The organism is Pelotomaculum sp. FP (assembly GCF_004369245.1).
Classification (GTDB): Bacteria; Bacillota; Desulfotomaculia; order Desulfotomaculales; family Pelotomaculaceae; genus Pelotomaculum_C; species Pelotomaculum_C schinkii.
Genome location: NZ_QFGB01000140.1, coordinates 1 through 1,521 on the forward strand (window position 1 = coordinate 1; position 1,521 = coordinate 1,521).

General features: G+C 42.7%; 1 protein-coding gene. It reads right to left on the reverse strand.

The genetic code is table 11. The features are described from left to right. Positions 1 to 84: 84 nt before the first annotated feature. Positions 85 to 1,401 (reverse strand): IS4 family transposase, encoded by a 1,317-nt coding sequence (locus Psfp_RS21060; RefSeq protein ID WP_134220465.1) that lies wholly within the window; start codon positions 1,399 to 1,401, stop codon positions 85 to 87. Positions 1,402 to 1,521 lie beyond the last annotated feature (120 nt).

Consider the following 1,521-nt stretch of genomic DNA (forward strand, 5'->3'; position numbering starts at 1 on the left):
CATCCGTGATCGGTTTACCATAATATGTAATTAACAAGTCATAATAATTATATGGTTATACTAACCAATAGTGGAAACTGAGGTTTACTTCGGTTCATATGTTGTCCAGGGATCAATTAACCGTTCCCTGCTAACATTCGGATCAATCACTTCTGCCATATAGAATTCTAAAAGCCCGAATGCATCAGGATCTCTGCCGGCTTCGACTAAGACACTTTCCAAGGTTCTATATGCACCTACTGCAAAAACATTAGACCAACGGAGTGTTGTCATCCGTTTCACCTTTTCTGGATAGGCCAATTGAATGACTGATAAGACTTTTCTGCTCACGATTAAGGTCAGGATTGCCGTTAGGATAAGAGCTTCCATTATTTCCGGCTTGGCACTGCTTATTTGGTCCAAAGCATAGCTGCTTTTTAGCTCTTTAAACAATAGTTCGATTGTCCAGCGTGCCCGGTACATCAGAGCGATATCTTCGGCAGATATTCTATCTGCCGGAATATTGGTCAGATACAAGTTGTATTCCTTGGTTTCCTGATTCATCAAACCAACCAGGCGGTATGTTTCTGCTTTTAGTGAGGTTTTTTGATTTGCGGCTGAGACACGAAAAGCTACTTCTACCTCAGCGTCAACAACCTGCCTTTTCAAACTTTCCAACAGGAACCGGACTCTTTTACCGTCCAGGTCAATGGAATAGCCACGGCACTTACGCAGGGTTGACACAATCAGAGGATTACTGTTTCCTTTCAAACGGCTTACGAAGTAACCACCGTGTTCTTGAATCTGACTAAAGAGATTGTATTTAAAGAACCCCAAGTCCATCAGCAAAATTTTATCTTTGACCCAGTCGCCGATTTTTAAGGTTTTAACCTCTGGTGTCCGCTCAGAATATAGCGCTACATGCCTTGGACCTGCCACTAGGGCACTGGCGACCATATGAATTTTAACCGCCGCCTTGGTGTGGTTTGTACGACAGGCCGGCCACTGTTTTGCAAGTTTTTCATGCAACCTTAAAATTGTGCCGTCAGCAGCTACCAAGTCAGAGAAGCCTTTTAGCTTTTCAGATAGTACACGGGTTGGCTCAGCTATCTGTTGTGAGAGGGCATGAGCTACAGAAGCTTTTAGTAAAGCCACCAGACCGGGTGTGAAACGGTCATAAAAAGCAGATGGCACAATGGACTTAGCAGATGCCGTTTCATAAGCCCGCCGCAACTTGGCCAGTGATTGTTGCATACTCATGCCAAATCCAAGAATTAGGGTCCAGAAGAAAATAACAGGGTCAATTTTACGGTTTCTTATGATAAATCCAGATTTTTGGGATGTTTCGGTTATCCATTCCGATGAGAAGAGTGTATTTAGTGCTTTTTCCACTACTTTTGGATCATTTTTTCTGACAGTCATCAGGGCGACCTCCTGGAAATTATTTATACTTGAATATTCCCTGATTCTGTCGACTTGAGGGTTTTCCCTTCTTTATTATTATCTATGAGTTACCTAATTCTGGTTAACCGAACACCTATG